Origin of the sequence: Flavobacterium saliperosum, from assembly GCF_900100625.1 — a bacterium.
GTDB classification, from domain to species: domain Bacteria; phylum Bacteroidota; class Bacteroidia; order Flavobacteriales; family Flavobacteriaceae; genus Flavobacterium; species Flavobacterium saliperosum.
This window is the reverse complement of the sequence record NZ_FMTY01000001.1, coordinates 159,529-185,907: the sequence shown is the minus strand read 5'-3', so window position 1 is coordinate 185,907 and position 26,379 is coordinate 159,529. Positions and strand designations below refer to the sequence as shown.

Annotated in this window: 28 protein-coding genes and 1 pseudogene; 12 read left to right on the top strand and 17 right to left on the bottom strand. The window is 39.8% G+C overall.

Going from position 1 to position 26,379, the window contains the following annotated elements:
• Window positions 1-56: 56 nt before the first annotated feature.
• From BLQ05_RS00935 to BLQ05_RS00895, 9 genes are all read right to left on the bottom strand, one after another.
• Window positions 57-545, bottom strand: a complete 489-nt coding sequence (locus tag BLQ05_RS00935; RefSeq protein WP_023575268.1) for a c-type cytochrome — start codon at window positions 543-545, stop codon at window positions 57-59.
• Window positions 546-1,000: 455 nt separating this feature from the next.
• The gene (locus tag BLQ05_RS00930) at window positions 1,001-1,246 is read right to left on the bottom strand and encodes a cytochrome C oxidase subunit IV family protein (protein ID WP_023575267.1); all 246 of its coding nucleotides are present in this window, start codon (window positions 1,244-1,246) and stop codon (window positions 1,001-1,003) included.
• Window positions 1,247-1,249: 3 nt separating this feature from the next.
• A complete protein-coding gene (locus BLQ05_RS00925; protein WP_023575266.1) occupies window positions 1,250-1,831 on the bottom strand; it encodes a cytochrome c oxidase subunit 3 in 582 nt (193 codons plus the stop codon).
• Window positions 1,832-1,836: 5 nt separating this feature from the next.
• The gene (locus BLQ05_RS00920; RefSeq protein ID WP_023575265.1) at window positions 1,837-2,535 is read right to left on the bottom strand and encodes a carbonic anhydrase; all 699 of its coding nucleotides are present in this window, start codon (window positions 2,533-2,535) and stop codon (window positions 1,837-1,839) included.
• 15 nt (window positions 2,536-2,550) lie between these two features.
• Window positions 2,551-3,516 (bottom strand): DUF438 domain-containing protein, encoded by a 966-nt coding sequence (locus tag BLQ05_RS00915; protein ID WP_023575264.1) that lies wholly within the window; start codon window positions 3,514-3,516, stop codon window positions 2,551-2,553.
• Window positions 3,517-3,523: 7 nt separating this feature from the next.
• Window positions 3,524-5,293, bottom strand: a complete 1,770-nt coding sequence (locus tag BLQ05_RS00910; protein ID WP_023575263.1) for a nitric oxide reductase activation protein NorD — start codon at window positions 5,291-5,293, stop codon at window positions 3,524-3,526.
• Between the two features lie 59 nt (window positions 5,294-5,352).
• On the bottom strand, window positions 5,353-6,132 hold the full coding sequence (locus BLQ05_RS00905) for a CbbQ/NirQ/NorQ/GpvN family protein (RefSeq protein ID WP_023575262.1): 780 nt from the start codon (window positions 6,130-6,132) through the stop codon (window positions 5,353-5,355).
• Between the two features lie 109 nt (window positions 6,133-6,241).
• Complete coding sequence (locus BLQ05_RS00900) at window positions 6,242-7,651, bottom strand: cbb3-type cytochrome c oxidase subunit I (protein ID WP_023575261.1); 1,410 nt, start codon at window positions 7,649-7,651, stop codon at window positions 6,242-6,244.
• Window positions 7,652-7,663: 12 nt separating this feature from the next.
• On the bottom strand, window positions 7,664-8,098 hold the full coding sequence (locus BLQ05_RS00895) for a c-type cytochrome (RefSeq protein WP_023575260.1): 435 nt from the start codon (window positions 8,096-8,098) through the stop codon (window positions 7,664-7,666).
• A 282-nt stretch (window positions 8,099-8,380) separates the two neighbouring features.
• Here BLQ05_RS00895 and ric point away from each other — a divergent pair, with 282 nt between their 5' ends.
• The 8 genes from ric to BLQ05_RS00855 are packed head-to-tail and all read left to right on the top strand — an operon-like array spanning window position 8,381 to window position 14,684.
• The gene (gene ric, locus BLQ05_RS00890; protein ID WP_023575259.1) at window positions 8,381-9,106 is read left to right on the top strand and encodes an iron-sulfur cluster repair di-iron protein; all 726 of its coding nucleotides are present in this window, start codon (window positions 8,381-8,383) and stop codon (window positions 9,104-9,106) included.
• Window positions 9,107-9,149: 43 nt separating this feature from the next.
• Entirely contained in the window at window positions 9,150-11,261 is a 2,112-nt protein-coding gene (locus BLQ05_RS00885) for a ribonucleoside triphosphate reductase (RefSeq protein ID WP_023575258.1), read from the top strand.
• The gene (gene nrdD / locus BLQ05_RS13920) at window positions 11,215-11,412 is read left to right on the top strand and encodes an anaerobic ribonucleoside-triphosphate reductase (RefSeq protein ID WP_394359133.1); all 198 of its coding nucleotides are present in this window, start codon (window positions 11,215-11,217) and stop codon (window positions 11,410-11,412) included. Before BLQ05_RS00885 ends, nrdD begins: the two co-directional genes overlap by 47 nt.
• The gene (locus BLQ05_RS00875; RefSeq protein WP_051365705.1) at window positions 11,366-12,082 is read left to right on the top strand and encodes an anaerobic ribonucleoside-triphosphate reductase activating protein; all 717 of its coding nucleotides are present in this window, start codon (window positions 11,366-11,368) and stop codon (window positions 12,080-12,082) included. The genes nrdD and BLQ05_RS00875 overlap by 47 nt, the downstream gene beginning before the upstream one ends.
• A gap of 56 nt (window positions 12,083-12,138) precedes the next feature.
• Window positions 12,139-13,296: a hypothetical protein gene (locus BLQ05_RS00870; RefSeq protein WP_023575256.1), complete on the top strand. Its 1,158-nt coding sequence runs from the start codon at window positions 12,139-12,141 to the stop codon at window positions 13,294-13,296.
• Window positions 13,293-13,742, top strand: coding sequence for a CopD family protein (locus tag BLQ05_RS00865; protein WP_035653817.1), 450 nt, complete (start codon window positions 13,293-13,295; stop codon window positions 13,740-13,742). The genes BLQ05_RS00870 and BLQ05_RS00865 overlap by 4 nt, the downstream gene beginning before the upstream one ends.
• An 11-nt stretch (window positions 13,743-13,753) precedes the next feature.
• Complete coding sequence (locus tag BLQ05_RS00860) at window positions 13,754-14,221, top strand: hemerythrin domain-containing protein (protein WP_023575254.1); 468 nt, start codon at window positions 13,754-13,756, stop codon at window positions 14,219-14,221.
• Between the two features lie 25 nt (window positions 14,222-14,246).
• Window positions 14,247-14,684, top strand: a complete 438-nt coding sequence (locus tag BLQ05_RS00855) for a hypothetical protein (RefSeq protein WP_023575253.1) — start codon at window positions 14,247-14,249, stop codon at window positions 14,682-14,684.
• Between the two features lie 62 nt (window positions 14,685-14,746).
• Here BLQ05_RS00855 and BLQ05_RS00850 read toward each other — a convergent pair whose 3' ends face one another.
• From BLQ05_RS00850 to nirK, 5 genes and pseudogenes are all read right to left on the bottom strand, one after another.
• On the bottom strand, window positions 14,747-16,024 hold the full coding sequence (locus BLQ05_RS00850; RefSeq protein ID WP_023575252.1) for an alginate export family protein: 1,278 nt from the start codon (window positions 16,022-16,024) through the stop codon (window positions 14,747-14,749).
• A 7-nt stretch (window positions 16,025-16,031) separates the two neighbouring features.
• Window positions 16,032-16,634, bottom strand: coding sequence for an SCO family protein (locus BLQ05_RS00845; RefSeq protein ID WP_035653815.1), 603 nt, complete (start codon window positions 16,632-16,634; stop codon window positions 16,032-16,034).
• Between the two features lie 148 nt (window positions 16,635-16,782).
• Window positions 16,783-17,514: a formylglycine-generating enzyme family protein gene (locus tag BLQ05_RS00840; RefSeq protein ID WP_238321134.1), complete on the bottom strand. Its 732-nt coding sequence runs from the start codon at window positions 17,512-17,514 to the stop codon at window positions 16,783-16,785.
• A gap of 71 nt (window positions 17,515-17,585) precedes the next feature.
• Window positions 17,586-17,948 (bottom strand): annotated as a pseudogene (locus BLQ05_RS00835) (c-type cytochrome); the annotation flags it as partial.
• 91 nt (window positions 17,949-18,039) lie between these two features.
• Window positions 18,040-19,512, bottom strand: coding sequence for a copper-containing nitrite reductase (nirK, locus tag BLQ05_RS00830; protein ID WP_023575248.1), 1,473 nt, complete (start codon window positions 19,510-19,512; stop codon window positions 18,040-18,042).
• Between the two features lie 358 nt (window positions 19,513-19,870).
• Here nirK and prmC point away from each other — a divergent pair, with 358 nt between their 5' ends.
• Complete coding sequence (gene prmC, locus BLQ05_RS00825; protein ID WP_023575247.1) at window positions 19,871-20,725, top strand: peptide chain release factor N(5)-glutamine methyltransferase; 855 nt, start codon at window positions 19,871-19,873, stop codon at window positions 20,723-20,725.
• Between the two features lie 57 nt (window positions 20,726-20,782).
• Here prmC and BLQ05_RS00820 read toward each other — a convergent pair whose 3' ends face one another.
• Entirely contained in the window at window positions 20,783-22,030 is a 1,248-nt protein-coding gene (locus tag BLQ05_RS00820) for an ABC transporter permease (RefSeq protein ID WP_023575246.1), read from the bottom strand.
• A 322-nt stretch (window positions 22,031-22,352) separates the two neighbouring features.
• Between BLQ05_RS00820 and hisS the strand changes: the two genes are divergently transcribed.
• From hisS to BLQ05_RS00805, 3 genes are all read left to right on the top strand, one after another.
• A complete protein-coding gene (gene hisS, locus BLQ05_RS00815; RefSeq protein ID WP_023575245.1) occupies window positions 22,353-23,720 on the top strand; it encodes a histidine--tRNA ligase in 1,368 nt (455 codons plus the stop codon).
• 175 nt (window positions 23,721-23,895) lie between these two features.
• Window positions 23,896-24,432 (top strand): DUF2975 domain-containing protein, encoded by a 537-nt coding sequence (locus BLQ05_RS00810; protein ID WP_023575244.1) that lies wholly within the window; start codon window positions 23,896-23,898, stop codon window positions 24,430-24,432.
• 3 nt (window positions 24,433-24,435) lie between these two features.
• Entirely contained in the window at window positions 24,436-24,648 is a 213-nt protein-coding gene (locus tag BLQ05_RS00805) for a helix-turn-helix domain-containing protein (protein WP_035653814.1), read from the top strand.
• 19 nt (window positions 24,649-24,667) lie between these two features.
• Here BLQ05_RS00805 and BLQ05_RS00800 read toward each other — a convergent pair whose 3' ends face one another.
• Together BLQ05_RS00800 and BLQ05_RS00795 are read right to left on the bottom strand one after the other, a co-directional pair.
• Entirely contained in the window at window positions 24,668-25,618 is a 951-nt protein-coding gene (locus BLQ05_RS00800; protein WP_023575242.1) for a tRNA dihydrouridine synthase, read from the bottom strand.
• Between the two features lie 12 nt (window positions 25,619-25,630).
• Window positions 25,631-26,329 (bottom strand): carboxylesterase family protein, encoded by a 699-nt coding sequence (locus BLQ05_RS00795; protein WP_035653812.1) that lies wholly within the window; start codon window positions 26,327-26,329, stop codon window positions 25,631-25,633.
• Window positions 26,330-26,379: the final 50 nt, after the last annotated feature.

Sequence of the window (26,379 nt, the reverse complement as noted above, 5' to 3'; positions counted from 1 at the left end):
TACTGTTTAGATTAAGAATACCCCCAATCGTTTTACGTTGATTGGGGGTGTTTTATTTATTTCACGCCATCGTTTTTGCGCATGTATTCCAAGATATGTCTGGCTTCATCGTCGGAAAGCCCTTGGTTAGGCATTCTTACCAAACAGATTTCCAATTGTGCCTGTACTTCCGGATCTTTATCGATCATTGGGTCAGGATTGGTAATGAAGTTCATAATCCATTCCGGTTTTCTTCTTTCGGTTACCCCTTTCCATCCCGGACCAACTAATTTTTCATCGGTCATTTTGTGACATGAAGTACATTTCACGCCGGCAGCTTCTTCTCCTTTAGTAGCCATAGCCTGATCTAAAGTGGCACCCAATTCGACAGTATCGTATTTTCCTTCCCCTCTGTTTGGATCGTAAGAAGACGGGTCTGATGCTGCTGCTGCGTCCGTTTCTTCTGTAACGGGTTTTGAAGCGTCCTGTTCTGTTTTTTTATCTCCACCGCATGAGGCGAAAAAAGTGAAGCTGAAAATGATGGCAAAAATTGAAAACTTGTTCATATTCTGAATATTTAAGGTTTTAAGCAAATGTACGAATTCCTATATTAAATTTTTATGATTACAATCATAAGAAAACGTGATTTTTAATTTTTTCATAACATAATTAATTTTTTGCTATTATTTAAAAAAGCCCTGTCTCATTATAAAAACAGGGCTTTTTAACCAATTTTACCTAATTTTCCCAACTGCAGTAGTGTTGGTATTCTAAGATTTGGGTATTTTGACAGGTTGCCTGACTAAACATCCTGTTTTCTTATTCATCAAAGAAGTAATTTGGAAATGCTTACTTTTTAACTAATAAACTATTTCTTTGATTTTTTGTTCCAAATCGATTTTAGGTTTGCCCTAATAGCTTCTTAAATTGGCTTATAAATATATAGTTGTAATTAACACTTCAAATTTAAGACAAAATTGTCTTTTATTTACATGATATTTATCAGGTTTCCGAAAAAAAATTACAAAAGCAGTAAAATTATTGTCAGAATCAGTGCTAAAACGAAGCCTAAAGTCAATTTCCAGAACACATTTGCCTGTCTCAATTCCATAAACTCAAAAGCCACTAAAATAAATTTGGCTGCCCAGAGGATTAAAAGTATCAAATAGACATAGGTTTTACCCTCTGTTGTTTTCGTAGTGACAAAACCTGAGACTAAAGTGAGAGCCAGCAAAGCGATGAAGGTATATTCTTTTGAGATTTTCATTTTTTAAAAGATTAAGTATAAAACCGGGAACAATAACAGCCAAATCAAATCACACATGTGCCAAAACGCGCCGCAGGTTTTCACATCTTCTGCTTCGGTTGTGGAATTTGGTTTTTTCATGGAGTAATTGGTCCACAGTATAATTACCAAGCCTACAAGAACATGAATCAGATGAAAAGCGGTCAGCAGCCAATAATACATGTAAAAACTGTTGGTGTCCGGTGTTAATCCGTGTTCGATTTTAGCCGAATATTCGAAGAACTTCACCACAATGAAAAGCAATCCGCCCAAAGCGGTAATTTTAAGGTATAAAGAAGCTTTCGAAATGTTCTTATGTTCAAATTCATGAACCGCTTTGGCCATGAAATAGCCGCTGGTAAGCAGAAATACGGTATTGATTAATCCTAAAGTGGTGTTTAACTGTAATTTGGACTGGTGGAAGACTTCATAATTTTTTGTGCCGTCATACACAAAAGCAACCAAAGCCATTCCGAAAGTAATCAGTTCCAGGAAAATGATAATCCAGATCAGGATGCCTCCCGGAGGATAGTAAATGTTTTTATAATCGATTTTTGTAGTATTCATTTGGTTTAATTTTTAAAGAAGTTGACTTCTCCGGTATGAATGTCGTAATAAGCACCTACAATTTTAACGTGTCCTTCATCTACCAAATGTTTTATGGTGGCGCTGTTTTCATAAATTTGTTTCATTGTCAAACGGACATTTTGTTTAGAAGTTTCTTCGGCAATATGTTCCGGAATCGGGTAGGTATTGTGTTTGCTGAAAGCCGGCTTAATTTGTTCGGTAAGTTGCGTTAAATGTTCGAGTTTAACATTATCAATAGCACCTTGAACCGCACCGCAATGACTGTGACCTAAAACTAAAATCAGTTTGGTATGTTTCACTTCCACGGCATATTCCATACTGCCCAAAATGTTATCGTCTTCCACATTTCCTGCTACACGTGCTACGAATAAATGCCCAATACCCTGATCTAAAATAATTTCCGGCGGTACTCTCGAATCAATGCAGCTCAACACAAAACTGTGGGGATGTTGACCGTTTTTGGTTTTTTGAATCTGCTCCTGATAATCGGTGTAAATCATGGCGTTATCCAAAAAACGATTGTTACCGTAGATCAGTTCGTTTAAGGCTTCGTCAGGAGTGTTTATTTCCGGATCGGTTGCTTTGCGTTCACTGAATCCCAAAGAGAACAATGCTAACAGAATTAAAGCCGATTTAGTTTGGAACGATAACATTGATGAAGATGGTTTCTTAGCACTTTTCATGACCGTGTCTTTTAATTATTTCCAGTCCAATAGTCGTTTTTCGCCTTCAATGTTTTTGATGTCGGTAATGTCCTGAGACATTTCAATCACGCCTTTGTAGTTTTTATCAGCATCACGAACCGCGAAATAGCGGATGTAAATCAGCCGTTCTTTATAATTGATCCAGAAAGAGGATTCGTTTTGTTCCCCTTTTCTAAATTTGTCCAGAATTTCCAATACGGTTCCCACACTTTTAGGCGGATGGCAAAAACGTACTTCACGTCCGATAATGCCGGCACTTCTCGGGAAAACACGTTCTTCGCCACGGTTGTAGAAAATCACTTTGTCGTTTTCATCCACATAAGTGATGTCCAGCGGCATGGTTTTCAAAAGTAAATTCACCTGTTCCACCGTCATGTATCCTTCGTCGTAATGCGTGGTGTTTTCCAATGAAAACGTCATTTCCCTTTGGGTGAAATCCTGACTCGGATGCACATATTCTTCTTTAGGATAGGGAAGCGGCGCTTTAGGCAACATCCATCCGATTTCTTCTTCGCCGGCACGCATTTCTATCCAATCGGCATCGGTTAAAATTTCCAGGGCATTCGGGAACAATACGGTTTCTTCCACCTGCATCAGTCGGTAAATCCCGTTAATTAAATAGGGTGTGTTGACTTTAATAGTGTCAAAATCCCTCGCATCGATGTCTTTGCGCATCAATCGGAATTGGTCTCTCAAATTATCATGAAAGGACCACATCCCTTGCGAAGGTCCATTCCAACCGCGTTTTTCCAAATAAGGGAATAATTGATTCTCTTTGCGTTGAAAACGTTTTTCAATGCTGTACAGTTCGTTAAAAATATTGAAGAACTTCTGCGCTTCCGTCATCGGGTTCGTGATGGACAGTTCTTCCAGTAATTTATGAATGATGTCGGTTTCCTGAAAATAGGTGTGAACCGGGTGTCCTTCAGGAATGGCAGTGTTATTTTGAGTATCGTTCATGATCGGGTTATTTTTGATGTTTGATTTTTTCGTATAATTTCACCAGGGATTGTAAAAGTTCCACCGGTGTGGTCAGAATCTGATAATGGTTTTGTCCGAACATCTGCGGTAAATAATATTTCGCCTGAGCCTCTATCGCCAAGGCATACGAATTGATGTTGCGTTCGTTGAGTTCCCGCAAGGCTTGTTTTACATCATTGATGCCGTGTTTGCCTTCGTATTTGTCGAAATCGTTGGGTTTTCCGTCCGAAATCAGGATAATCCATTTGTTTTTGGTTTTTCGGGTATCCATTCTAGCTCCGGCATGGCGTAACGCGGCACCAATTCGGGTATAACCGCTTGGGGAAACAGCACCGATTTTATGTTTGGCGGTGTTCCAGTTTTCATCGAAATCTTTCAGTGTCAGATAAGAAGCATAGTTTCGGGTTTTGGAATAGAAACTGTCGATGGAAAAATCGATGTTGAATTCGTTCATGATTTCCCCGAAGAGAATCGAAACTTCTTTTTCCACATCCAAAACACGATTCCCGGCTGCATAACTGTCGCTGGAAAGACTGATGTCCAAAAGCAGTAAAATGGATAAATCTTTTTCTTTTTTTCGGTTGGAGATATAAATGTTTTCCGAAGGTGTGCGTTTGGAATGCACGTCCACAAACAAATCGGTAATGGCGTCGATGTCGAATTCTTCTCCCTGAGTTTGTCGGCGTTGCTGCTGCATTTTGTTGTTCACATTGGTCAGCATTTTTCGCAAACCCATTAAGGTTGAAGCGTTTTTGGTAATCGTATTTTTATAGTAATCGGCATCCGTTTTCAATTGTGTTTTCGGATAGACCTTGCAGTAGTTTTCTTTGTAGGCGTATTTGCTGTAATCCCATTCGTCGTATTTTAAGTGGAAGCCTTTTTCATCGGTTTCAGCACTTTCGGAAATGGTGGTGTTTTCGATAAATTCCGCCTGATACACCGAATGCGCGATGTCATCCACACGAACGGTAAATTTCATGCTCAATTCTTCCAACGCATCCTGATGGTCTTCCAATTCATCGGAACCGTCAAAATCCCGCCAGTTGCCGCTGAATTCATCGACGGTTTCCACTTTTTCAAAATTGTGGGTCATCACGTAATCTTCCTGTTGTTTTTTGTCGACTTCCAGGGTGATGACTTCTTCTACGGCAGTGGCTTTGATGACGGTTTTCGGTTGTTTTTCGGCAGCGTTTTTTACCTTATCGGAAAAGTTTTGCAGTGGATTATCGGTTTTGACTTCCGGTTCGTTTTTCATCCATTTTCCGTACAACCAGGAGAAATCAGCCGGCGATTTTTCGGTAGCTTTCTGCTGAAAATGCGTGGCAATCGTTTCGTGTATTTTTTTCGTAACCGGATAATCACTGAAGATTTTTTCCAAAACCACCGGTGCGGTTTCCAAGGCTTTCTGTTGTGAAATTTCCAAAGAGGGATCTTCGTTGGTCCAGTTTAAATCGAGCGCTTTCTGTTCGCTGAGGTAGAGTGTTCTGAAAAGATAAAAGGAAAGATTTTCTTCAAAAGAGCGTAATGTCGAGAAAGAGATGGGAAGGAAAAAGCTGTTGTTTTTATAACCGCCTTCACGTTCGGCCGGAAAAATTTCAATAGGTTTTCCGGTTAATGCGCTTGCCAAAAGTGTTAACCGAGGTTTGATATCGTTCAGAAATACAGTTTTGCTGAGGGTTTCGGCATCTGTTTTTTTATTGTTCTTGAAGTATTTTACGATTTTTCCGTAGAGGAATTCGTCTAATTCTAGTCCCATTTTTTCAGTATTATGTGTTGGGTAGTCAGTAATCAGTTACTGAGCACCGTTCAATTTCATTAAATCATAAGGTCACACAAGTCTTTTAAGGCTTCCAATGTTTGCAAATCGTCGGTTAACGGTTCCACCACCGCAACGTGTACCGACAATCGTTTCGGTAATCCGCTGTGAATTAATTTGGCGGCATCGACTAACAATCGGGTGGAAACGGTTTCGGTTAAGCCCAATTCGGTCAGGTTTCGGATTTTGTTTCCGATGTTCACCAGTTTTTTGGCAATATCGGCATCGACCTGCGTTTCGTTTATCAGAATTTCTGCTTCCACTCTTGGTTCGGGATATTCGAAAGAAACAGCAATAAAACGCTGACGGGTAGAGGGTTTCAGTTCTTTGAATCCGCGTTGGTAGCCCGGATTGAAAGAAGCAACCAACATGAAATTGTCGTGTGCTTTTACGGTTTCTCCTAATTTATCGATGAACAATTCGCGTCGGTGATCGGTAAGCGAGTGAATGGCGACTATTACATCCGGACGGGCTTCGGCCACTTCATCCAGATAGATGATGGCGCCTTCTTTTACGGCAGTGGTTAGCGGTCCGTCCAGCCAAACGGTTTCGGCACCTTTGATGATAAATCGTCCAATCAAATCGGTAGCCGAGGTTTCCTCATGACAACTGATGGTGATAATCCGTTGTTCCAATTGGTGCGACATGTATTCGATGAAGCGCGATTTTCCTGTTCCCGTTGGTCCTTTCAGTAAGAAGGGAATTTTGTTTTTAAACGCATGTGTGAAGACTTCTTCTTCACGACCGGTAGCGTGATAATAGGGGATAGTTTGTACCATGATTTTTTGTTTTAAAAAAACGAAACCCATTCCTATGCCTACAGGCAGTGACATTTGCTGTAACCAACAGAACAGGTTTCGTTAACAAGAATGAAACGTATTATAAAGTTTAGTTTGTTTCTTCTGAATAAACAGTTTTTCCGTTAGGAATGGTGTTTATTTTTTTGCCTGAAGGCACATTGTTGTGCTTTTCTTCTAAGGCTTCATCACTCGGTTTTCCGTACTTAATGAAGTCGTAGATGAATAGCGAAATCCCTACGGTAAACATGGTTGCACAGATGATAAGCACCACAAAGTGAATACTGATTTCGTTTTGTACATCCATGAAATCCATTTTCATTTTTCGTTCCAGATATACCTGAGCAACACCTGCAACACCAAAGGCTACCGTCATTCCGATCATTCCGATGTTGGATAACCAGAACGCCATTCGGCCTTGTGCGCTGTCATAACGTTTACGTCCGGTTAAATTCGGTAACGCATAACTGATAATCGCTAAAACAATCATCGCATAAGCGCCCCAGAAAGCCAAGTGACCGTGCATCGCCGTTACTAAAGTTCCGTGGGTGTATAAATTTGTTTGTGGTAAAGTATGTGCAAAACCTAATAGTCCTGCTCCGATGAACGAAACTATGGAAGCGCCGATTGTCCAGTACAATGCAATTTTGTTCGGGTGACTTTTTTCACCTTTTCGGTACATGTTCACTGCAAATAATGCCATGGCAAGGAACGCTAATGGTTCAAGAGCGGAGAAAATACCACCTACAACCAACCAGATTTTGTTTACTCCGATGAAATAGTAGTGGTGACCAGTTCCTAATAATCCGGAAAGGAAAGTCAGACCCACAATCACGTACAACCATTTTTCAATCACCTCACGGTCTACACCGGTTAGTTTGATTAGCAAGAAAGATAAAATACCTCCCATGATTAATTCCCAAACCCCTTCAACCCATAGGTGAACTACCCACCAACGGAAGAACGAGTCCATTACCTGACTGTCAAACCAGATCATTCCCGGAATGTAAAGCAAAGCGGCGAAGACCAATCCCATCGTAAGTACCATGGCGGTTGTGGTTCTCTGTTTTCCTTTGTATAAGGTGGCCAGAATCAGTCCGAGGAATAGTAATACGTTTACGACTACTAAAAAGTCCAATTCTCTCGGAATTTCAAGAAATTTACGACCTTCCCAGTGATTGAAGTGGTATCCGACTACTGCGGCAACACCAACCAAGGCTAACGAGATTAACTGTACATAGGCTAGTTTTACACTCACCAATTCGCGTTGTGCTTCTTCCGGTATAATATAATAGGCAGCACCCATGAATCCGGTTAAAAGCCAAACAACCAATAGGTTAGTGTGAACGGCTCTGGCGGTGTTGAACGGAATAAAATCGTGTAGTCCGTCAAAACCAATTCTGGCAAAGCCCATGATGAATCCGTAGATTATCTGCAATGATAAAAGCAACATGCATAATCCAAAAAACCAATAGGCTACTTTTTGTGATTTATATTTCATAATGTGTAAGATTTAATTGTTATCCTTAGCTAAAGGTGATACAACTCGGTCAAATCCGTTCAAGTCGATTTGTCCGTTCCATTTCAAAAAGGCAATAACAGCTTCGGCATCCGCTTCATTCATGTTGTATTTTACCATTTTTCGCCCTTTTGGAGCCCAAGGAATAGGGGACATAAGCACTGCTTTTACGTAACCTTCTCCGCGTCGATCAATTACTTTTGTGAGTTCCGGGGCATAATAGCCGCCTTCTCCTAAGAGTGTATGGCAACCCATACAGTTGTTTGATTCCCAAATTTCCTTCCCTCTAATAACCTTTTTGTCAATCTTGGAGTAATTTGACTGATCATTAGCAGGCATGAACGAATAGATGGTCAATCCGATAAATATCAGAAAGGTGACTACCGTGCCGCCTAAAAAGAATGCTCTGGCCTGTGATTTTGAAAGCATAATGATTAGTATTTGTTTGTTAAAAAAATAATTTTAGATAAAGGACTATTTTATCCTTTATTATGCAAATGTCGTTTTAGATTTAAAATAAGAACATGACAAATGTCATTTTTCAGGTAATTTTTTCCGCTTTATTATTTAATATAAAAAATTGTGTTTTGTATGGTATGGGTAACAAATATTTTATCCAGAATAAATGTTGAAAAATAATAAAAGATATTTTTGTCCTTAATTAAAAATAATATGTAAATTTGTATGTAAATAAATTTAAAACGATTGATTATGAATGCGATTGAACAAATGACTATTGGAGAATATGTAGCAGAAGATTTCAGAACAGCCGCTGTTTTTTCCAAATACGGAATTGATTTTTGCTGTAAAGGTCACCGAACTTTAGAAGAAGTGTGCGATGCCAAAGGAATGGATGTTGCTATTCTTCAGAATGAACTTTCTTCGGTATTAAATACAAAAGGAGATGGCGGAATTGATTTTAAATCCTGGCCAACCGATTTACTGATTGATTACATTGAAAAAACGCATCACCGTTATGTGGAGGAAAAAACACCAACCCTGCTTCAGTTTTTAGATAAATTATGTAAAGTACACGGGAATGCCCATCCGGAGCTTTTTGAAATTTACGATTTATTCAAAGGATGTGCGGGTGAATTGGCGCAACACATGAAAAAAGAAGAATTGATATTGTTTCCGTTTATCAAAAGACTGGTAAAAGCAACAATGAACAATGAAACAATCGAAATGCCATCATTCGGAACGGTGGATAACCCGATTGCCATGATGAAACACGAACACGATGCCGAAGGCGAACGTTTCAGAAGAATTGTTGAATTAACGAATGATTACACGCCGCCGGCTGATGCCTGCAACACTTACAAAGTAACCTTTGCCATGTTACAGGAATTTGAACAGGATTTACACAAACACATCCATTTGGAAAACAACATTCTTTTTCCAAAAGCACAGGAATTAGAGAAAGCACTTTCTATTTAATTATACTTAATACCACAAAGTAAAACACAATAACATCGAACGTATGGAAAAATTCGTTATCAAGAGAAATGGGGAGTATAAACCATTCGAGAATTTTAAAATAAAAGACGCCATCGCAAAAAGTTTTAATAGTGTCGCCATTCCGTTCGATGTTAGTGTTTTCGAAAGTGTGATGACGGCCATCGAAATCAAAGACATTTGGGCCGTGGAAGAAATTCAGGACATGATCGAAAAAACGCTTTTTCAGAAAGAATATTTTTCGGTGATGCGATCTTTTATGTTGTTTCGTCATACGCGAAAACTGCAACGCGAACACATTGAAGGATTGAACGATGATACTACCTATGTAGACAGTACGCAAACCATTGAAGAATACATCAGTCAGACCGATTGGCGCATCAATGCCAATGCCAACACCTCGTATTCCAACGCCGGTTTGGTAAATAATGTCGCCGGAAAAATTATCGCGAATTATTGGTTGGACAAAGTCTATTCCAAAGAGGAAGGTTATGCCCACCGAAATGGTGACGTTCATATTCACGATTTGGATTGTCTTACCGGATATTGCGCCGGATGGAGTTTAAGAGTGTTACTGAACGACGGTTTCAACGGCGTTCGCGGCCGGGTGGAGAGCAAAGCGCCTTCGCATTTCAGGGAAGCCTTGGGTCAGATGGCCAATTTCCTCGGAATTTTACAAAGCGAATGGGCGGGTGCTCAGGCCTTCAGTTCGTTTGATACGTATTTAGCACCGTATGTTTTTAAAGATAATCTCTCTTTTGATGATGTGCTGAAAGCGGTACGCAGTTTTGTCTACAATTTAAATGTTCCGGCGCGTTGGGGGCAATCGCCTTTTACCAATATTACATTGGATTGGGTAGTACCGTCCGATTTGAAAGAGCAGATTCCGACGAAAAACGATCAGCATTTATTCGATAATATTACCGATGAAAGTGTTTTGAATCGTGCCAAAGAAAGAGGCGTTTCTTCTTTAACCGAAATGCGTTACGAACATTTTCAACAGGAAATGAACCTAATCAACAAGGCGTATTACACCGTAATGACCGAAGGCGATGCGAACGGACAACCGTTTACGTTTCCGATTCCAACGGTAAACATCACGGAAGATTTCGACTGGAACGGCGAGAATACCGATTTGCTTTTCGAAAACACGGCCAAAATTGGGTCGTCGTATTTTCAGAATTTCATCGGGAGTCAGTATTTTCTTGATGAAAACGGCAATCGCGTTGAAAATCCGAATGCCTACAAACCCAATGCGGTTCGCAGTATGTGCTGTCGTTTGCAGCTTGATTTACGGGAATTACTGAAACGCGGTAACGGCCTTTTCGGAAGTGCGGAAATGACCGGAAGTATCGGTGTGGTGACCATCAACATGGCACGTTTGGGTTATTTGTTCAAAGGCAATAAAGAAGCGTTGTACCAACAATTGGACAAGCTGATGGAATTGTCGAAATCGACTTTAGAGAAAAAAAGAATCTTCATTCAGGAAATGTACGAGCGTGGTTTGTATCCGTATACGAAACGGTATCTGCCGCATTTCAGAAATCATTTTTCTACGATTGGGGTGAACGGAATGAACGAAATGGTTCGGAATTTTACCTACGATAAAGAAGACATCACGTCCGATTTTGGTGCCGAATTCTGCATGGAAATCTTAGAACACATCCGCAACCGAATGAAAGAATTTCAAGAGGCAACCGGAAATTTATACAATTTGGAAGCCACGCCGGCGGAAGGAACCACTTATCGTTTTGCGAAAGAAGACAAAAAACGATTTTCCGATATTTTACAGGCAGGAGAAGGCGACAATATTTATTATACCAACAGTTCGCAAATCCCGGTAAATTATACCGAAGATCCGTTTGAAGCCTTACTGATGCAGGACAATTTACAATGCCAATATACCGGAGGAACGGTATTGCATTTGTACATGAGCGAAAAAATCAGTTCGTCAGAAGCCTGCAAACAGTTCGTGAAAAAAGTATTGAGTAATTTCAAACTGCCTTATATCACCGTTACGCCGGTGTTCAGTGTTTGTCCCGTTCACGGTTATCTGACCGGCGAACACGAATACTGTCCGAAATGTGACGATGCCTTACTACAAAACCACAAAAGTGAACTATATGAAGAACAGTAATGAAATCTTAGAACAAAATCAGCATTTAAGAACAAAATGCCTGGTTTATACCCGTGTAATGGGCTATCACAGACCCGTAGAAAGTTTTAATATCGGTAAAAAAGGTGAACACAAACAACGTACCCATTTTACAGAAAGAAAATGCAGCTAAAGCCATCTTTAGCATAACGCCTTTCACCTTGCTGGATTATCCGCATAAATCGGCCTGTATTCTCTGGTTTACAGGCTGTAACATGCGGTGTCTCTATTGCTATAATCCCGAAATTGTTTTGGGAAAAGGCAAAATTTCGTTTGATGAGGTACTTGCTTTTCTAACGACAAGAAAAAATTTATTGGACGCCGTGGTCCTTAGCGGAGGGGAATGTACGATGCATAAAAATCTGATTCCTTTCGTGGAGCAGATTAAAGCTTTGGGTTTTGATGTTAAAGTCGACACCAACGGTTCTAATCCGGAAGTGTTACAACAGCTGATGGCAAAAGAACTGATTGATTTTGTGGCGCTCGATTTTAAAGCCTCCGAATCAAAATACATAAAGGTGACGCAGTCGAATTTGTTTTCGGCATTCGAAAAATCCTTACATTTATTACTGCAAAATAAAATTCCGTTCGAAGTGCGCACCACTTTTCATTCGGATTTAATCGATGAGCCGGAACTTCGCTCCATGATTCGCTATCTGGAAAACAAACAATACAGTGGCGATTATTACATTCAGCACTTTGTGAATAATGTGGAAACCATTGGGGATTTGCCCCGATCATCGCGTGAAATTGAAAAGAATTTTTTCACCACAAGAACTATACAAGTAAACTTTAGAGGTTGATTATGCTTAAAAAATGGATATTGATATGTTTTGGTAATTTTTTAATAGCCGCACTGATGGGATTGCTTTTGCGCCTGCAGTTTGTGGCTCCTGTTGCAAACGTAAATTACCAGTTTCTCTTGCACGGTCATTCCCATATTGCCATGTTGGGCTGGGTGTATCTGGCGCTTTTTGCGTTGATTTATCATTTTTTTATTCCGAAAGATAAAGAAACGGAGCAGAAATTCAACCGTCTTTTCTGGATAACGGAAGTTGCTGTTATCGGAATGATGGTGGCTTTCCCGCTTCAGGGATACGCCGTTTTTTCCATTATTTTTTCGACTCTGCATATCTTTTCAAGTTATTATTTCGTTCGGTTGGTATGGAAACATCAGCAAATTGAATCTTTAGCCGAACGCTATCTGCTTAAAACCGCCTTGTTTTTCATGATTTTATCCACTTGCGGCGTTTGGTGCTTAGGCCCGGCTGTTGGTTTGTTGGGAAAAACGAGTGCTTTTTATCAGATTGCCATACAGTTTTTTCTTCATTTTCAGTTTAACGGCTGGTTCATTATTGCGGTTTTGGCCTTGTTGTTCCATCAGATGAAAGTCAAAGTGGAAAATCGTGTTTTCTTTTCCTTTTACAAATTACTGATTGTAGGCACAGTGTTAACTTTTGCCCTGCCGGTGAGCTGGTTTGTTTCCAGTCCGATGCTGGCTTGGATCAACGGTGCAGGTGTATTGATTCAATTGGTAGCTTTTGTGCAATTGGTTTTGATGCTGCGACCGCAATTCGGGGCGTTTTACGCTAAGCTTAAAGAAATCGAAAAAATAGTGTACAGCTTTGCTTTGTTATCTTTAGGATTGAAAGTACTGGTACAGTTGGTGGTTATTTTTCCGGATATGGCTTTGGTGTCACATCAGATTAGAAATTTTGTTATCGGATTCATTCACATGATTATGTTGGGCATTATTTCCGGATTTTTACTCGGCTTTTTATTGAACGGCAGAGTCATTAACCGGAATAACCGTTTTTCGGAGTACGGGATTAAAATTTTCCTGATGGGGTTTGTGCTTACCGAATTCCTGTTGTTTGCACAGGGTGCCAATCTGTTTTTGAGCTTGGATGAAATTCCCATGTACCATCAAAACCTGTTTCTGTCCAGCATTTGGTTGGTGGTTGGGATTATTATGATTATTTTTAGTAACACCAATCTGAAAAACAGTTTAAAATGAACCATCACTTCTTGTTAATTGTACATTTGATTTGTGCCGCAATATGGGTAGGAGGACATTTGATGCTTGTTTTTGCGTATTTACCGAAAGCCCTCAAGGAAAAAAAACAGCACATTATTCTGGAATATGAAAAAAAATACGAGCCGGTAGGAATGCCAGCTTTGGCTTTATTGGTCATTACCGGAATCCTAATGGCGTATAACTACGGTGTAGGAGTGGAAAGCTGGTTTCATTTTGCCACGCCGATAGAAAAAGTAGTTTCCGTAAAATTAGCCTTGCTGTTTGTGACGGTACTTTTTGCATTAAGTGCCCAGTTTCGGGTGCTTCCTAAATTAAAAAACAATCCCGATATATTGCCTGAAATGAGTGTTCATATACTCTCCGTAACCACAATCGGAGTGATTATGCTTATTCTGGGCTCGTTTGTACGGTTTGGAGGAATTTAAAAAGAGAGATAATGATATTAGAGACAAAACCATTAAAAAGAGTAAAAGAATTGCAGCCGTTAAGTCGGGAGCATCATCATGGATTATTACTGTGTTGGAAAATAAGAACCGGATTTTCCAGAAACATTGCTCCGGAACGCATAAAAAGATATTCCGATTGGTTTTATACGACCTATTTACTACCGCATTTTGAACTGGAAGAAGAATACGTTTTCTCCATTTTGAAAAGTGACAATGAGTTGGTTAAAAAAGCACTTTCCGAGCACAGAAGATTAAGAAGGCTTTTTAATCAGGGAATAAATATTGAGAAAAATTTAGGATTAATTGAAGAAGAACTGGAAGCACACATTCGGTTTGAGGAACGTGTTTTGTTTCCGGAAGTACAGAAAGTCGCCTCACGCGAACAATTGGTAAAAATAGCCGAAATACACCATGAAGATGAATTTGTTGAAAACGAAAAAGATGTTTTTTGGAAATAATTTATAATTAATTAAAACGATAACTATGAAGAAAGTAAGCCTTTTGGGGCTTTTGTTTTTAAGTCTTGCAGCCTGTAAGAACACTACGAATGAACCCGAAAAAACAGAAGAAGTAACAACCGAAGTAACCGCAGAATCGGCTCATGAAGCGAAAGAAGTGACACTTGACAACGGAAAGTTGTGGGTAGCGAATCCGGAAACGACGGAAGGCATTAAAAACATGCAGAAAATTATTTCGGAACGCAAACAGGAAGCCACCGGAGCGGTTTTGAAAGAAGCTTTGGAAAACGAGTTTCAGATGATTTTCGAGAAGTGTACGATGACTGGGGAAGCCCACAATCAATTACACAATTATTTATTGCCCCTGAAGATGAAGTTGAATCAGTTGGACGGGACAAACGATGAAGCAGTCATCTCCGAAATCGATGCCCATCTCAAAGAGTATTCCAACTACTTCCAATAAAAAAAGCCTGTGCTACGCTATGTAACACAGGCTTTTTTACCTAATTAACCTAACTTTGAAATTTATTTTGCTGTAGTGAAGATTCTCGGATTGACGCTTATCATAACCCAAGCCCAGTTGTTGTCATACCCTTTGTTGCCCACTTTCAATACTTCCATGGTATCGCTTCCGAACATTTGGGAATACCCTCCGGTGATATTGATGTCTTTATGAAATGCATAAGACGCTGTCAGGTCGATTTCCGTTCCCAAATAGCTGTCCATTTTTTTGGTAGTGTCCGTTGGGTCAATCACATCTGCGGCTGTCATGAAGGCATGCGGCATTGCGTTAAATTGCCATTTGTTGCTCGTGTAGGTGAGTTTTGCGAAAAGATCCTGTAATCCAACGGTGTTTTTGTAATTCCCTACATAGAAGTAATCCATAAATCCGTTAAAGGCATGGTTGGTTCCGAAAATCGGGTTGAAGGATTTTATTTTACTGTCGGTATCGTCCTGATCTTTTCCGGAAAGGTATTCATAACCCAAGCCCGCTTTAAATTTATCGGTAATGGAGTAGCTTAGATTCAATCCTGCATACAAAGCGTTTATGGAAGTGTTTTCGGTCACCAATTTTCCTTCTCCGGTTTGACTGTACACCCCTAAATTACTGTCGAACTTGTTTTTCTTATACGATAAATACGTTCCGAAAGTCTGCATGTTATCGACTTCCAGTTCATTTGTCGGAACCTCTTTGTATTGGAAACCTACATTCAGGAACAGCAAACTCATGTTAAGATTACTGAAACTCGTGTGGTACCAGGCATATTGCATGTGTTTGTAGCTGGTAGTGTACAAGTCGCGGTACAGTTTCTCGGCATCCGAATTTACGGCAAATCCTAAGTCCAATTGATGGTTTGTTGGTTTGAAAGAGATTAGGGCTGCATCGTGACTTTGTCCTTGTTGTGCCCAGTCAATTTCGCCCATGATTCTTTGGTTGTCGTAGGAAAGAACCTGTCTGCCCACTTTTGCGCTCCATTTTGCATTGAAGTCGTATTGTGCCCAAGCTTCAAAAAGTGCCACTCCGTTTTTGTCGGCCGTTGCTGTTGTAGCCACATCACCCCAAACACGGATGTTTTGAAAAGTTAGTTTTGCTTTTAATTTGTCTTGTTTGAAGTTGAAATTCAGTCGGGATCGTTGGGACACGAATGAAGTGGGTAAGGAACCGTCTTTCATAAGTTCCTTAAATCCGTTTCGGTATTCATAGCGCGGTCTCAGTTGTAAATTTGCATCTAATTCCTGAGCGAAGGCGCCCGTGCCTATCATCAGAAATAATGATAAACCAATTTTTTGTAGTGATTTCATGGTAGGATTAGTTTAGCTTTTCAGCTTCTTCGGTAATTTTGTTTACGGTTTCGTCATAGCTAACTCCCAGACCTTCCTGTTGGAAAGCCAATTCACCATCGGCATTAAAAACACTGATAATATTGGAATGGGAGAAATCCATGGGGGAGATTTTTTTGTAGTTTACGGCTAACACGGCGGCAAATTCCCGTGTGTTTTCCTCGGAAGAGCGAAGAAACAGCCATTGGTTATTGTCCATTTTGTTTTCTATGGAAAAATCTTTGAGGCGTTTAGGGGTATCTACTGTAGGGTCAATACTAACCAGTACGAGTTGTACTTTGTCTTTCAGGTTTTCCGGAATGCGTTCTTCAATATGGCGCATGTCGGCAACTAATCTGGGACAAGCGGATTTGCAGGAAGTGTAAATCATAACCATCACCAGCACTTTTCCTTTTAAATCTTTCATCTCAATGTTTTTATTGTCTTGTGTAGTCCACTGAGATGGAAGGTTATAGATGGATAAGTCAGAAATGGTTTTGTTGGTTGCAGTCGCAGTGTCGTTTTTCTTTTGGGAAGTACAGCTTTGTAAACCGATTAGGAGTATTAATAACCCCATTACTATCTTTTTCATATATGTAGAATTTATTTTTTAGAGGTCATATATGGTATCGCTTTTTTATTGGTATTTGCTTGCGCAAACGTTTTGTTAATGGCGATTTCATAGTCTTTAATTTGAGTTTTTCTTCAGAAAAAGTCGTTTTTACCTTAGGTTACGGTAATTATTTTTTTAAATCTTTGGCACATCTGAAGCCGAGATTTCGGGTAGTATAGCTTGCTTTTAGGCTGCCTCTGAAAGCATAGCGCATAAAAGCGGCATAGTTCATCAGATCAGAAGCATTTACAGAACCGCTTCCGCAGAATAAGTTTTTGTCGGAGTCCTTATCTTTTCGGGATTCTCCGGAAAGCATGATGCTGTTAAAGTCGGAAGTCCATTCCCATACCAATCCGTGCATATCGTATACACCCCAATAATTTTTGAAGGTTTTTCCAATCGGATTGTTGTAGGTTTTGGATTTTTCATACCAGGAAAGAATGTATTTGTTGTATTCTTCTTTGGTTCGGGCATCGATTCTTTTTTCATCCGCCATCGCCACATATTCCCATTCGTCCATTGTTGGCAGTCGTTTTCCCTGGCATTCGCAGTATTTTTTAGCAGCAAACCAGGAAACATTAGTAGCCGGAGCATTGTTTTTACCGGGTGCGTAATCAAAGTCGCTTTTCCAGTGGGATAAATAACTTTTGTCGGCGAAAAGGCCTTTGATTTTTGAACGGCTGTACTGAGGATTTTTTTTCAGAAAGTTTACGTATTCCTCATTGGTCACCGGATAGACATCTATTTTAAATGTACTGACTTCCACCGGTTTCTTATCGGAGGTTCCATAAAGGGGAACATATGTCCCCCTTTTTATGGTAACCATACCTTTTTCCTGAGCAATAAGTGACGTTGCCATAAATAAAACAGCGTAGAAAACTAATGTTATTTTATACTTGAGTACCATGGTCAACTTGTTTTACTTGTTACTTATTTTTTGCCTCTTTGGGCTTTCACCATGGCAGCAGTCACTTTTGTTCCGTTATTGCCCCAACTGCTGTAAACGTAGGTTAGTACATCGGCAACTTGTTGGTCAGATAAGGATTGCGGGGTCATCATGGCGTTGTATTTTTTGCCATTTACAGTGATGGGACCGCTTAATCCGTTAAGAACGGTTTTAATAGCACGATTGGTGTCTTTGTTTAAGTAATCGGATTTTGCTAATGGAGGAAACGCATTGGGAACTCCTTGTCCGTTGGCCTGATGACAGGCGATACAGGTTTTTGCGTATACTTCTTTTCCTTTTACAGGATTGTCAATAGCAACTTTGGTTACTTTTTCCGTTTTCACAGGAGTTGTGAAGCTGTATAGGCCTATCGTTAAAGCGATTGCAGCAACTCCTAAAATTATCTTTTTCATGATAAAAGTATTTAATAATTAATGGTTATTCGTGTATGTCTTTAACTTTTGCAACTACTTTTCCTCTTTGGTTTTTTACCATTGGTGCAGTTACGTTTGTTTTGTTGTTACCCCAGCTGTTGTATACATAGGTAAGAACGTTGGCAATTTCTTCATCGGTAAGGTTCTGACTGGTCATCACACTGTTGTATTTTTTGCCGTTAACCGTGATTTCTCCGCTCAAACCGTGTAGAACAGCATCGATGGCTCTTTTCGGATCGGCATTCAGGTAATCTGATTTTGCCAATGGAGGGAACGCATTCGGTATTCCTTGTCCTTCGGATTGGTGACAGGCAAAACAGGTTCTTCCGTAGATTTCTTTACCCGCTTTCACTTGTTCCGGAATGGTTTTCGCTACTGTGGATTTCGCCACCCCTTTTTCTTTTGGCATGTTTTGGATGGTTCCGCCTTCCGGTAAATAGATTCCTTCCTGAACGGTTCCTGAGTAAATGGTTTTTTCCTGTTCTCCTTCCACTTTTAGCATTCCGATCGCCCCTTTATTGAACGCTCTGAAAATTGAGTGGTCTACCAAGATGAAAGTACCCGGAACATCTACTTTGAATTCAACTATCGCTGAACCACCGGCAGGAACTAATGTGGTTTGTACGTCTTTATTGATTAGGTGTCCGCCTTCAATATTAACTTTGTCAAAGATTTCACCAATCACGTGGAAGGATGATACCAGGTTAGGACCTCCATTACCCATATAGATACGTACGGTTTCTCCTTTTTTGGCAGTGATGGATTTGTCACCTGTTAAGGCACCCACTTTTCCGTTGAATACTACATAATCCGGTTGTTCTTTGATGGCTTTTTCCATATCGAAAGGTTGTGAACCTTGCTCGCCATAAGCGCCTTTGGTATAGAAATCCCCTTGCATGATATAGTATTCTTTATCCACTGGAGGTAAACCCCCTTCCGGTTCCACAAGGATTAATCCGTACATTCCGTTGGCAATGTGCATCCCTACAGGCGCTGTTGCGCAATGGTATACATACAAACCTGGGTTTAAACATTTGAAGTTGAACACTTTTTCATGTCCCGGTGCCACTAATGAAGAAGTTGCTCCTCCTCCAGGTCCGGTTACGGCATGTAAATCGATGTTGTGTGGTAATTTGTTGTCCGGGTGGTTTTTTAGGTGAAACTGCACTTCGTCCCCAACTCGTGTTCTGATGAAACTTCCCGGAACTGAACCGCCAAATGTCCAATAGTTGTATTTCACACCATCGGCCATTTCGCCCTCCATTTCTTTTATTTCCATGTTTACGATTAGTTTCGTGGCAGCTCTGTTTCCAATCGGCTTAGGAACGAATGGCGGCGCAGTCAGTTCTGCAACCATTTCTCCTTCCACTTTAATTTTTGATGGGTCAGTAGTATCTTTGTCTCCAAAAGAGAACAAACCTACTGTGATTGCTGAAAGGGCTAAAAAACCGACAGCAATTTTTAATTTAGTTTTCATGATTATGGGTTTTTGTTTAACTTATTTTATAGTGTAAAATTAGAGGACAAAATGGTCTTTTATCATGATATTTGTCATCTTTTGGAAAAATAAATTCGAGGAATTCAAAATATATTATGGAGTATCGGATATTCCAGATTTGTAGAAATCCGTGAGAATATAGGGTGTGAGGAAGTTTGTTTGTTTTGAGAGGAGAACAACCGGTATAAAATTCGGCTGAATTACGATAAAAATGAATGTCAAATTCACGTATTGCTGTATCCGATTTTAAACCTGTACTTTTTAAGTTATCTTTGAATTGAATTTTATTTTCCGTTCCTATTACTATAGTGTAAGGAAAGAATAATATCAGACACCTATGTTTCTAAAAGACTACCGAACTATTTTTTTTCAGGAATTAGCTTCCATATATGATGAATATGAGACAGAAAGCTTTTTCTATATCATATTGGAAGATTTTCATCATATGAAACGGGTGGATTTGGCTTTGAATCCTACGTTCGAATTGAGCCCTGAATTGTTGCAGCAATGGGAAAACGTAGTGGCACAATTGAAGGAACAACGACCGATACAATATATTTTAGGAGAAACCGAGTTTTACGGACTGCCGTTTTATGTAAACGAGCACACGTTGATTCCCCGTCAGGAAACCGAAGAATTGGTCGATTGGATTATTAAGGAGTCAAAAGTCAAAAGTCAAAAAGCGGAATTCAAAATTTTGGACATCGGAACCGGAACTGGCTGTATTGCTATTTCGTTAGCAAAAAATCTTCCCAACACCAAAGTATATGCGATGGATGTTTCCGATAAAGCACTAATCGTAGCCAGACGAAATGCCGAAAGAAATAACGTCGATATTACTTTTATACATCAAAGTGTTTTGGAAACAGAAGATTTAGGCGAAACATTTGATATTATCGTTTCCAATCCGCCGTATGTGAGAAATCTGGAAAAACAGGAAATCAAAAAGAATGTTTTGGAATACGAACCGCATTTGGCATTGTTCGTGGAAGATAATGATGCGTTGCTGTTCTACCGAAAAATAACGGAATTGGCAATCAAAAACCTTTCGGAAAACGGACAGTTGTATTTCGAAATCAATCAGTACTTAGGGAAAGAAATGATCGAACTGCTTGAAAAACACCATTTCAGTAATATTGAATTGCGAAAAGATATTTACGGGAATGACCGGATGATGAAGGGGAGGGTTTAGTATTAAGTATTAAGTGTTTTGTCTGTCAACTGACCACTGATTAATGATCACTGTCATCTACTCATAACGCAATGCCTCAACAGGATCCAGTTTAGAAGCCTTAATCGCAGGATACAATCCGGAAACAATCGCAACAATAAACGTCGTAATAAACGCCGCTGTAATCGCCATCCACGGAATCACGAAACTGAACTCAATCGCTTTAGAAATCCCGAAGCCGACCAATATCCCAAGAATAATCCCAACAATACCGCCCATCTGGCCAATTACCAAAGTTTCAGTAAAAAACTGCCAGGCAATGGTGGAACGTTTTGCGCCTAATGATTTACGAACGCCAATTTCACGGGTTCGTTCGGTAACGGAAACCAACATAATGTTCATCAAAGCAATCGACGAACCAAAAACGGTGATAATCCCGATCACCCAAGCACTGATGCGCAATACTTCGGTATTGGAAAGCAAACGCTGAATCAAATCGTCACTGCGCTCCACGCCGAAATTGTTTTCCTGAACCGGACTCAGTTTTCGTATTTTACGCATGGAAATCAAGGCATTGTCCGAAGCCTGCGCCAACGTTTCCTTGCGGCTCACCATCACGTTAATGTCATAATTAATATTCGGCGCCGAAAATATCGAACGCGCAATCTGAATCGGAATCAAAACCCGTAAATCCTGATTGTTGCCAAACGTCGATCCTTTTTCTTTCAATACGCCAATGACTTTAAACTTGGCACCGCGAATCGAAATCGTTTTGTCAATCGGATTCATATCTTTAAAAAGGCCTTTCTCGAAATCAGAGCCCAAAACACAAACGTAATTGTTATTGGAAACGTCAAAACCGGTAAAGTTTCGGCCTTTCGTTGCTTCCAGTCCTTTATTTGGAAGGAAATTTTCATCCACACCCATCACCGTAATTTCCGGATCGGTTTTTTTGGATTCGTGTTTCACTTCGGCCGTTGTTGTTGCCGTGAAAGAAAGGGACGTGGTGGTAAACGGAAAACTGTATTTGTCCTGAAAGGCTTTCGCCTGCGGATAACTGATAATCGGATTGATTTTCTGCTCGGCGTTGTTTCGGTTCACACGTTCCGAAAAATCATACTGACTGATGGAAAACGTGTTGGCGCCCATCGATGCAAAATCTTTCATAATCGTATTCTCTAATGCCGATACCACCGTCAGAATGCCCACCAAAGCGGTTATCCCAATCGCAATAATCATCACCGTCAAAATAGTACGCAAGAGCTGACTTTTAATCGCTCCCAGCGCAATCTTCGTATTTTCCTTAAACAGACCAATTCCAACCATAGTAGCAATTTGTCACTAAAATAGGTTATTTGTTACACTTATAAAGTAAGAATTTAGAGTTTAGAATTCAGAATTTAGAATTTAGAATATAGAAAGTATAAAAATTGATTTTAATAAAGCACAATATATTCGATATTTGCAAAGTATTTGGAGCGAAACGTCGGTTTCTTATCCGGATACCATGTTCCCGCTTTCCGTTGCAATTATCTTTGTCAAAGTTCAAAACTTTGACAAAGATAATTTACACTGCAATCGGGGCTAGTAGAAAAACCATTGGATTATTTGGAAACTAATCCATAAAACAAAACCATTTAAACCAACCATGGCTAAACCAAGCATACCCAAAGGAACCCGCGATTTTTCGCCTGCCGAAGTAGCAAAGCGCAACTATATTTTCTCCATCATCAAAGCGAATTTCGAAAAGTTCGGGTTTCAGCCTATCGAAACACCCACATTCGAAAACTCCGAAACCCTAATGGGGAAATACGGCGAAGAAGGCGACCGTTTGATTTTCAAGATTCTGAATTCAGGCGATTATTTATCAAAAGCCAAAGACACTTTTTTAGCGAATAAAGACAGTGTAAAACTAACGTCACAAATCTCCGAAAAAGCCTTACGCTACGATTTAACCGTTCCTTTTGCGCGTTACGTGGTACAGCACCAAAACGAAATTGAGTTTCCATTCAAAAGATACCAGATCCAACCGGTTTGGCGTGCGGACCGACCTCAAAAAGGGCGTTTCAGAGAATTCTATCAGTGCGATGCCGATGTGGTGGGTTCAACTTCATTATGGCAGGAAGTCGAATTGGTACAATTATATGACAGCGTTTTTTCCTCCTTAGGATTGAAAGGTGTAACCATCAAAATTAATAATCGTAAAATCCTTTCCGGAATTGCGGAAGTAATCGGTGCGTCGGACAAACTGATTGACTTTACGGTAGCTTTAGATAAATTAGATAAAATCGGTGAAGACGGCGTGAAGAAAGAAATGTTGGAGAAAGGAATTTCAGAAGCCGCGTTGGAAAAAGTACAACCGTTATTCAATTTCACCGGAACGATTTCTGAGAAAATAGAAAAACTTTCTGCCTTACTTTCTTCTTCAGCAGAAGGAATGAAAGGAGTGGAGGAACTACAATTCATTTGCGATAACATTACCTCTTTAGGTTTGGAAAAATCAGAACTGGATTTGGATGTGACTTTAGCAAGAGGATTAAATTACTATACTGGAGCCATTTTTGAAGTTGCTGCGCCTAAAACTGTAGCAATGGGATCCATCGGAGGCGGTGGCCGTTACGACGACTTAACCGGCATCTTCGGATTGAAAAACATGAGCGGCGTTGGGATTTCTTTCGGATTGGACAGAATCTACCTGGTGCTGGAAGAATTGAATCTTTTCCCGGAAACGGTAACTTCCACATCAAAAGCATTGTTCTTAAATTTCGGACAGGAAGAAGCGTTGTATGCGATGCAAGCCATCATGCAATTGCGAAAAGCAGGCATCAAGGTGGAAATGTATCCGGACAATGCCAAAATCGGAAAACAATTCCAACATGCTGATAAACGCGGAATTCCGTTTGCGATAATCGTAGGTGGTGATGAAATAGCGAACAATCAATACGCACTGAAAGATTTAGCTTCCGGCGAGCAGAAAAAAGTAAGTTTGGACGAATTGAAAGAACTTCTTAAATAATTAAAAAGGCTGTCGGAAACGATGGCCTTTTTTTGTGCCAGTACGTAATATAAGGAATTTTTACTTCTAATTTTTTTAGTTAGATCAATAAAAAAAAATTGATAAAAAATGTATTTTTATTGTTTATCAATAAATATTGATTATTTTTGTATTGTAATTTTAACATTGAGTAATTATGTCAAAAGTAAACAACATCGTATTTCAGGGCTTACATATTGTAGCATGGCTCATCTTCGTTGGCTTGTGTATTGAGGCTGGAGGTTTGATTGTCAATTTTGTTTTCAGTCTCTATAAACCTGAATTTGTACCTAATCTTTATCAAAAGTTGGACTTAAGTGAAATGTACCAACGCAGTAAATGGGCTTTTTTCAGTATGTATAGTTTTATACTTGTCATAGCGATTCTGAAAGCGGTCTTATTTTATGTAGTCATTAGATTAGTAAGCAAAATTGATTTGTCAAAGCCATTTAACAGCTTTGTTTCGAAACAGATTTCACTGATTAGCTACTACACACTTTCCATCGGACTATTAAGTTATATCGCTCGGGAATCAGCTAAGAATTTAACGCATCGTGGTTTTGTTACCGACAGCTTAAACCAGTTTTGGGCAGATAGTCAGGCATTTATTTTGATGGCAGCAGTAATCTATGTTATAGCGACTATCTTCAAAAAAGGAATAGAAATTCAGTCCGATAACGAACTAACCATATAAGCTATGTCAATTATTGTAAATCTTGATGTGATGATGGCCAAACGGAAAATGTCGCTGAACGAACTTTCAGAAAAAGTCGATTTGACGTTGTCCAATCTTTCGATATTGAAAACGGGAAAGGCAAAGGCGATTCGTTTCAGTACATTGGAAGCCATATGCAAAGCATTAGAATGCCAGCCGGGGGATATTTTGGAATATGCTAATGATAACAAATAAAAAGACTGAATAATACCGGTTATTTCTCCGACTTAAAAATCTCTTTAACCGCTTCTTCGTAATGTTTGCTGTTGCCGGCTTTCTTAATCTTTTTCAATGTCTTTTGCGGGTTGGAAAACGATTCCGAGAAGTATTCCCAAAACCCAAGCATTTTCATTCGTATCGGTGTTGGTCCTTGCAAATAGGCATCATACTCACGGTAAATCGTTTCGTGAAATTCCTCGAAAATTTCAAACCGGTTTTTAGGGTAGTCGGTCGTGTCGTTTTTAATCATACTCGGTAAAAACGGATCGGCAATCAAACCCCGGCCAATCATGAAATGATCAATCGATGGAAAGCGTTCCTGAAGCATTTTAAATTTGGCTACCGAAGTAATGTCGCCATTATAGTACAATTTGTGTTTCGAAACGTCTAAACATCTTTGAAACGAATCCAAATCCACACCGCCTTTGTACAATTGTTTCCCGATGCGGGCGTGAATGGCGATGTTTTTTATGGGGTATTTTTCCAAAATCGGAAACACGTCTAATATTTCGGTAGGGTTTTCATAGCCCATACGCATTTTCATCGAAACGATAATGTCGGTTTCATTGTGAACACGTTCTAAGATATGATCGATTCGCTCGGTGTTACTGATCAAACCCGAACCCATGCCGCATTTGGCAACCATCGGATAAGGACAACCCAAATTCCAGTTGAGTTCGTTATAACCCAATTGTTTTACATAGTTGGCCACAAATAAAAATTCTTCGGCATCATTGGTAATGATTTGCGGAATGACCTGCAACGTAGTATTGTTCTCCGGAAGAATGTCGCGTTCATAAGAACCTTTTACGACTAATTTTCCGTTAAGTTTTATATAAGGCGAATAGAAGGTATCGATACCTCCAAAATATTTATGGAAAGCATTTCGGAAACGAAAATCGGTAAATCCTTGTAATGGGGAAGATAATAAAGTGGTATTCGTCATTGATAAGGAAATTTAAAAATCGTTTTCGGTTTGTGTTTTCTTTTGTTTGAACAACCAGTCGTACAAAGCATCTTCGTGAAACAAACGCTCCACATTGCCGTGATTGCCACCCGGAATTACCGTGAAGGTTACATCGGCATCAGGATTGCATTTTTTAATGGCATCCACCACTTTTTTCGATTCCGACATCCGTACAATGAAATCCTTATCCCCATGCTGAATCCATAATGGAATAGTTGCCAATTTACAACCATCGTTTACATTTCCGCCACCACAAATGGCAACGGCTGCGGTGATTTTATCGGCGTGTTTTCCGGCGAAGTGCAAGGTACCGTAAGAGCCAAGACTCATTCCGCAGACATACACTCTTGACAAGTCGGTGTTGTAATTTTTCTGTACGTATTCTAAAAGTTCCAATACTTTATCCGGATTCCAAGATCCTTTTGCCAATTGAGGGGCAACCACAATCGCAGGGATTTTTCGTCCTTTTCCCATGGCACGCAAAACGCCGTAACGCTTTACCCGGTTGATGTCGGTTCCGGAAAGACTTTTTCCGTGGAGGAAAATCAGTACGGGTTGTTTCTCGGTTTTCTCGGTTTCGGGAACATTGATCCAAAACGGATACTCGGTTTTTCCGACTATAGTTTTTAATTGTGCGAAGGCTGTATTTAAGGAAAAGAATAGTAATAGAAATAAGAAACGAAATGTCATTGCTTTGAATTTGTTGCGCTGCAAAGTTACCTTTTTTGTTTTAAATGCTT

Coding starts and splice junctions, on each gene's coding strand:
- BLQ05_RS00935 (WP_023575268.1), bottom strand. CDS start 545: ATGAACAAGTTTTCAATTTTTGCCATCATTTTCAGCTTCACTTTTTTC.
- BLQ05_RS00930 (WP_023575267.1), bottom strand. CDS start 1,246: ATGAAAATCTCAAAAGAATATACCTTCATCGCTTTGCTGGCTCTCACT.
- BLQ05_RS00925 (WP_023575266.1), bottom strand. CDS start 1,831: ATGAATACTACAAAAATCGATTATAAAAACATTTACTATCCTCCGGGA.
- BLQ05_RS00920 (WP_023575265.1), bottom strand. CDS start 2,535: ATGAAAAGTGCTAAGAAACCATCTTCATCAATGTTATCGTTCCAAACT.
- BLQ05_RS00915 (WP_023575264.1), bottom strand. CDS start 3,516: ATGAACGATACTCAAAATAACACTGCCATTCCTGAAGGACACCCGGTT.
- BLQ05_RS00910 (WP_023575263.1), bottom strand. CDS start 5,293: ATGGGACTAGAATTAGACGAATTCCTCTACGGAAAAATCGTAAAATAC.
- BLQ05_RS00905 (WP_023575262.1), bottom strand. CDS start 6,132: ATGGTACAAACTATCCCCTATTATCACGCTACCGGTCGTGAAGAAGAA.
- BLQ05_RS00900 (WP_023575261.1), bottom strand. CDS start 7,651: ATGAAATATAAATCACAAAAAGTAGCCTATTGGTTTTTTGGATTATGC.
- BLQ05_RS00895 (WP_023575260.1), bottom strand. CDS start 8,098: ATGCTTTCAAAATCACAGGCCAGAGCATTCTTTTTAGGCGGCACGGTA.
- ric (WP_023575259.1), top strand. CDS start 8,381: ATGAATGCGATTGAACAAATGACTATTGGAGAATATGTAGCAGAAGAT.
- BLQ05_RS00885 (WP_023575258.1), top strand. CDS start 9,150: ATGGAAAAATTCGTTATCAAGAGAAATGGGGAGTATAAACCATTCGAG.
- nrdD (WP_394359133.1), top strand. CDS start 11,215: ATGCCTTACTACAAAACCACAAAAGTGAACTATATGAAGAACAGTAAT.
- BLQ05_RS00870 (WP_023575256.1), top strand. CDS start 12,139: ATGGGATTGCTTTTGCGCCTGCAGTTTGTGGCTCCTGTTGCAAACGTA.
- BLQ05_RS00865 (WP_035653817.1), top strand. CDS start 13,293: ATGAACCATCACTTCTTGTTAATTGTACATTTGATTTGTGCCGCAATA.
- BLQ05_RS00860 (WP_023575254.1), top strand. CDS start 13,754: ATGATATTAGAGACAAAACCATTAAAAAGAGTAAAAGAATTGCAGCCG.
- BLQ05_RS00855 (WP_023575253.1), top strand. CDS start 14,247: ATGAAGAAAGTAAGCCTTTTGGGGCTTTTGTTTTTAAGTCTTGCAGCC.
- BLQ05_RS00850 (WP_023575252.1), bottom strand. CDS start 16,024: ATGAAATCACTACAAAAAATTGGTTTATCATTATTTCTGATGATAGGC.
- BLQ05_RS00845 (WP_035653815.1), bottom strand. CDS start 16,634: ATGAAAAAGATAGTAATGGGGTTATTAATACTCCTAATCGGTTTACAA.
- BLQ05_RS00840 (WP_238321134.1), bottom strand. CDS start 17,514: ATGGCAACGTCACTTATTGCTCAGGAAAAAGGTATGGTTACCATAAAA.
- nirK (WP_023575248.1), bottom strand. CDS start 19,512: ATGAAAACTAAATTAAAAATTGCTGTCGGTTTTTTAGCCCTTTCAGCA.
- prmC (WP_023575247.1), top strand. CDS start 19,871: ATGTTTCTAAAAGACTACCGAACTATTTTTTTTCAGGAATTAGCTTCC.
- BLQ05_RS00820 (WP_023575246.1), bottom strand. CDS start 22,030: ATGGTTGGAATTGGTCTGTTTAAGGAAAATACGAAGATTGCGCTGGGA.
- hisS (WP_023575245.1), top strand. CDS start 22,353: ATGGCTAAACCAAGCATACCCAAAGGAACCCGCGATTTTTCGCCTGCC.
- BLQ05_RS00810 (WP_023575244.1), top strand. CDS start 23,896: ATGTCAAAAGTAAACAACATCGTATTTCAGGGCTTACATATTGTAGCA.
- BLQ05_RS00805 (WP_035653814.1), top strand. CDS start 24,436: ATGTCAATTATTGTAAATCTTGATGTGATGATGGCCAAACGGAAAATG.
- BLQ05_RS00800 (WP_023575242.1), bottom strand. CDS start 25,618: ATGACGAATACCACTTTATTATCTTCCCCATTACAAGGATTTACCGAT.
- BLQ05_RS00795 (WP_035653812.1), bottom strand. CDS start 26,329: ATGACATTTCGTTTCTTATTTCTATTACTATTCTTTTCCTTAAATACA.